The organism is Streptomyces apricus (assembly GCF_008369065.1).
GTDB lineage: Bacteria > Actinomycetota > Actinomycetes > Streptomycetales > Streptomycetaceae > Streptomyces > Streptomyces apricus.
Window position 1 is genome coordinate 494,018 of record NZ_VDFC01000047.1, and the last position, 4,978, is coordinate 498,995.

The window sequence follows — 4,978 nt, forward strand, 5'->3', positions numbered from 1 at the left end:
ACGTAGCGCCAGCCGGAGGGGCCGGGCGCGCAGTGGAACCGTTCCTCGGCGAGGGGGGTGTGGTCGTGCGGGTCATGGAGCGAATAGCGGCCGCGGGGCATGGGGCTCGGGGTCCTCGATAGGGGGCAGGCCCCCGCCGGTGAGGGCGAGGGCCTGCTGACAGCCGTCCGGTGAGCGGTGCGCTCAGTAGCGGTAGTGGTCCGACTTGTACGGGCCCTCGACCTCGACACCGATGTACGCGGCCTGCTCGGGGCGGAGCGTGGTGAGCTTCACGCCGAGCGCGTCCAGGTGGAGGCGGGCGACCTTCTCGTCGAGGTGCTTGGGCAGCACGTAGACGCCGGTCGGGTACTCCTCGGGCTTGGTGAACAGCTCGATCTGGGCCAGGGTCTGGTCCGCGAACGAGTTGGACATCACGAACGACGGGTGGCCGGTCGCGTTGCCCAGGTTCAGCAGGCGGCCCTCGGAGAGGACGATGAGCACCTTGCCGTCGGGGAAGGTCCAGGTGTGGACCTGCGGCTTGACCTCGTCCTTGACGATGCCGGGGATCTGCGCGAGGCCGGCCATGTCGATCTCGTTGTCGAAGTGGCCGATGTTGCCCACGATCGCCTGGTGCTTCATCTTGGCCATGTCCGAGGCCAGGATGATGTCCTTGTTGCCGGTCGTGGTGACGAAGATGTCGGCCTTGTCGACGACCTCGTCGAGGGTGGTGACCTGGTAGCCGTCCATCGCCGCCTGCAGGGCGCAGATCGGGTCGATCTCGGTGACGATCACGCGGGCGCCCTGGCCGCGCAGGGACTCCGCGCAGCCCTTGCCCACGTCGCCGTAGCCGAGGACGACGGCGGTCTTGCCGCCGATCAGGACGTCGGTGGCGCGGTTGATGCCGTCGATCAGGGAGTGGCGGCAGCCGTACTTGTTGTCGAACTTCGACTTGGTGACGGCGTCGTTCACGTTGATCGCCGGGAACAGGAGGGTGCCGTCGCGGTGCATCTCGTAGAGACGGTGGACGCCGGTCGTGGTCTCCTCGGTCACGCCGCGGATCTCCGAGGCGAGCTGGGTCCACTTCTGGGAGCCGTTGGAGATCGTCCGGTGGAGGAGCTCCAGGACGACGCGGTGCTCGTCGTTCTCGGCGGTGTCGACGGACGGGACCTTGCCGTCCTTCTCGTACTCGACGCCCTTGTGGACGAGGAGGGTGGCGTCGCCGCCGTCGTCCAGGATCATGTTCGGGCCGCCGGTGGGGCTGTTCGGCCAGGTCAGCGCCTGCTCCGTGCACCACCAGTACTCCTCCAGGGTCTCGCCCTTCCAGGCGAAGACCGGGATGCCCTGGGGGTTGTCGGGCGTGCCGTTCGGGCCGACCGCGATGGCGGCCGCCGCGTGGTCCTGGGTGGAGAAGATGTTGCAGGAGGCCCAGCGGACCTCGGCGCCCAGGGCGGCCAGGGTCTCGATGAGGACGGCGGTCTGCACGGTCATGTGCAGGGAGCCGGTGACGCGGGCGCCGGCGAGGGGCTGCGCCTCGGCGTACTCCTTGCGGATCGACATCAGGCCGGGCATCTCGTGCTCGGCGAGCGTGATCTCCTTGCGGCCGAAGTCGGCCAGGGAAAGGTCGGCGACCTTGAAGTCCTGTCGGTTGTCGACAGTGGTCATGCGAGCTGCTCCTCGGGTTGGGGCGAGGTCGGGTTCGGCTGGTCTGCGCGGCGGCGGGCACGGTGTGCGCCCACGGGGCACACGAATGCCCGGTGCCTTGCGCAGCGCAGTCCGTCGGAGGCCCTCTCTCCCTCGGCCGGCCCGTGCGGGCCGCCCGACCGCCATCAGCAGCGACGTCTGGCTCGATGACGAATCTACACCGATCGGCGCAGTGGGCCCCAGTCCGCCTGCGAACGGATCGAGCGGATTTCGAGGTCCGGAGGGGCGGGCACGACAGGGGCCCGCCGGATCGTCCGGCGGGCCCCTGTCGTGTACGGGAGGTGCGGGAGGTCAGTGCGCGGGGGCCGGGGTGGGACCGCCCGGCGAGGCCTCCGGGTCCGGGCCCTTGGCGGCCTCGCCCTGGTTGTAGATGTCGGGTTCGAGGTAGATGACGCGGGCGATCGGGACGGCCTCGCGGATGCGGGACTCGGCTGCGTTGATCGCGGAGGCGACCTCGGCGGCCGTGTCGTCGTGCTCGACCGCGATCTTGGCGGCGACCAGCAGCTCCTCGGGGCCGAGGTGGAGCGTGCGCATGTGGATGATGCCGGTGACCGTGTCGCCGTCGACGATGGCGGCCTCGATCTTGCGGACCTCTTCGATGCCGGCGGCCTCGCCCAGGAGCAGCGACTTGGTCTCGGCGGCCAGGACGATCGCGATGACGATGAGCAGGATGCCGATGCAGAGGGTGCCGATGCCGTCCCAGACGCCGTCGCCGGTGGCGAGGGCCAGGCCGACGCCGCCGAGGGCGAGGATCAGGCCGACCAGCGCGCCGAAGTCCTCCAGGAGGACGACCGGCAGCTCGGGTGCCTTGGCGTGGCGTACGAAGTCCTTCCAGGACTGCTTGCCGCGCGTCTGGTTGGACTCCTTGATGGCCGTCCGGAAGGAGAAGCCCTCGGCGATGATCGCGAAGACGAGGACGCCGACGGGCCAGTACCAGTGCTCGATCTCGTGCGGGTGCTTGATCTTCTCGTAGCCCTCGTAGATCGCGAACATGCCGCCGACCGAGAAGAGGACGATCGAGACGAGGAAGGCGTAGATGTACCGCTCGCGGCCGTAGCCGAAGGGGTGCTGGGGGGTCGCCTCGCGCTGGGCCTTCTTGCCGCCGAGGAGCAGCAGGCCCTGGTTGCCGGAGTCGGCGAGCGAGTGCACGGACTCGGCGAGCATCGACGACGAACCGCTGAAGAGGAACGCCACGAACTTCGATGCCGCGATGGCGAGGTTGGCGGCGAGTGCCGCCACGATCGCCTTGGTGCCGCCTGACGCGCTCATGTGTTCCCGATGTCCCTTCGTCTGCCACTCGTCCACTGCTCGTCCGTCACCGGTTTCCCAGCCCGGCCGCGGTCAGACTGCCCTTCGGCATTTTGCCTGCCCTTTGCGGTGGGTCATTGTTGCAGCCCGGAGCGGCCGTCGAGGGCCGGGGCGGCACAGTCGTCGCGTCAGACGACGACGGTGGCCCGGAAAATCGTTCCGCCGCCGGAGATTTCCMCCTTTTCGCCCGCCGGTACGAAGACGGAGCCGCCGGGGGCGAGGTCCTGGTCGCCGGTCCGCACGGCGCCCGCGGTGCACAGCAGGATCTGCGGGGTGGACCGGGTGAGGTCGCGGGCGGGGCCGCCGTCCGGGAGCACGTACCGGGAGAGGCGGAACTCGTCGATGGGGGTCGCATAGACCTCCTCGCCGTCCGGGGCGGCCTCGGGGCGCAGGACGCCCGGGTCGCCGGCCTCGAAGCGGACGATCCGCAGGAGCTCGGGGACGTCGACGTGCTTGGGGGTGAGCCCGCAGCGCAGCACGTTGTCGGAGTTGGCCATGATCTCGACGCCGAGGCCGTTCAGGTACGCGTGCGGCACGCCGGCGCCGAGGAACAGGGCCTCGCCGGGCTGCAGCCGCACGTGGTTGAGGAGCATCGCGGCGACGACACCCGGGTCGCCCGGGTAGTGGCGGGCGATCTCGGCGTACGGGGCGTGGGCGCCGCCGAGCCGGGAGCAGGCCGCGGCGGCCTCGGTGACCGTGGCGGCCATCTGCTCGGGGTCCGCGGTGAGGACCGCGGTCAGCACCTCGCGCAGCGCGGCGTCCTCCGGGCGGGCGTGCAGCAGGTCGACGTACGGCTTGAGGGAGTCGACGCCGAGGGCCGAGAGCAGCGCGGCGGCCTCCAGCGGGGGCCGGAACCCGCACAGGCCGTCGAACTCCGTGAGCGCGCAGATCAGTTCGGGCTTGTGGTTGGCGTCCTTGTAGTTGCGGTGCGGTGCGTCGACGGGGACGCCGCGGCGCTCCTCGTCCTCGTACCCCTCCTTGGCCTGTGCCAGGTCGGGGTGGACCTGGAGGGAGAGGGGGGCGCCCGCGGCGAGGACCTTCAGCAGGAAGGGCAGGCGCGGGCCGAACTTCGCGACCGCCTCGGTGCCCAGTTCGCGCTCGGGGGCCGCGTCGATCACCTCGGTGAGGGGGCCGCGGGGCGTGCGCGAGGGCGCGCCCGGGTGGGCGCCCATCCACATCTCGGCCTGCGGCTCGCCGGTCGGCTCGGTGCCGAGGAGCCGCGGGATGGCCGTGGTGGAGCCCCAGGCGTAGGGGCGGACGGTGTTGTCGAGGCGGTCCATGCTGTGCCTTCTTCTCCGTACGGGTGCTGGTCGGCGGGCGTGGCCGGACGTCAGGCCGTCGAGGCGAGCGCCAGGTAGACGGCGGCGAAGTCCGTGGTGGCGATGAGCTCGGCGAGCGTTTCGAGGTCGCCGCCCTCCTCCGGCTCCAGTTCGCTGATCGGCGTGTCGTGGCCGAGGGCCAGCTCGCGGGCGGCGGGGGCTGCGGTGCGGCCGCCGGCCGGGCGGTCCCGCAGCAGGACCACGCGCGCGTGCAGGACCTGGGCGTCCTCGACGCGGTCGCGGAAGAAATCGTCGGGGTCGGCGCCCGCGGCCAGCGTGCCGGCCAGGAGCACGCTGTGCGCGGCCAGCGCCTCGGGCAGCTCGGCGGTGAGGGCGGGGCGTCCGGCGAGCTCGGCCAGCGCGGCGACGAAGCGGCGGCCCGCGGGGCCCGCGGAGTCGCCCTCGGTCCAGATCACCGGGAGCGACTCGGCGAGCTCGGAGGCGAGGGTCTTGGCGGGGTTGCTGTAGGTCGCGATCGCGGGGCCGCAGCGCTCGGCGACCTGGTCGAGCCGGTCGGCGACCCGCTCCAGGGCGTCCGGCGGAGCGGCCAGCAGGCCGGTGCGGTCGAGGAGGGCGAGCAGCGGGGTGAGCAGCGCCCACAGGGAGCCGGGCGCCGAGGCGGCGGCGGGGGCCTGCGGCTCGTAGGGGGCGGTCGCCATCGGTACGGAGAG

The 4,978-nt window shown here is 71.7% G+C and carries 4 protein-coding genes; all 4 read right to left on the minus strand.

What is annotated here, in order from left to right:
- Window positions 1-183: 183 nt before the first annotated feature.
- Window positions 184-1,641, minus strand: a complete 1,458-nt coding sequence (ahcY, locus tag FGF04_RS28630; RefSeq protein WP_149514203.1) for an adenosylhomocysteinase — start codon at window positions 1,639-1,641, stop codon at window positions 184-186.
- Window positions 1,642-1,971: 330 nt separating this feature from the next.
- Entirely contained in the window at window positions 1,972-2,949 is a 978-nt protein-coding gene (locus FGF04_RS28635; RefSeq protein WP_149514204.1) for a cation diffusion facilitator family transporter, read from the minus strand.
- 167 nt (window positions 2,950-3,116) lie between these two features.
- Window positions 3,117-4,268, minus strand: coding sequence for a mannose-6-phosphate isomerase, class I (gene manA, locus FGF04_RS28640; RefSeq protein WP_149514205.1), 1,152 nt, complete (start codon window positions 4,266-4,268; stop codon window positions 3,117-3,119).
- Window positions 4,269-4,318: 50 nt separating this feature from the next.
- On the minus strand, window positions 4,319-4,978 hold a 660-nt coding region (locus tag FGF04_RS28645), incomplete at its 5' end, for an SIS domain-containing protein (protein WP_328596413.1).

Excerpts from the sequence above, each read along its gene's own strand:
- FGF04_RS28635 (WP_149514204.1), bottom strand. The coding sequence starts at position 2,949 with ATGAGCGCGTCAGGCGGCACCAAGGCGATCGTGGCGGCACTCGCCGCC.
- ahcY (WP_149514203.1), bottom strand. The coding sequence starts at position 1,641 with ATGACCACTGTCGACAACCGACAGGACTTCAAGGTCGCCGACCTTTCC.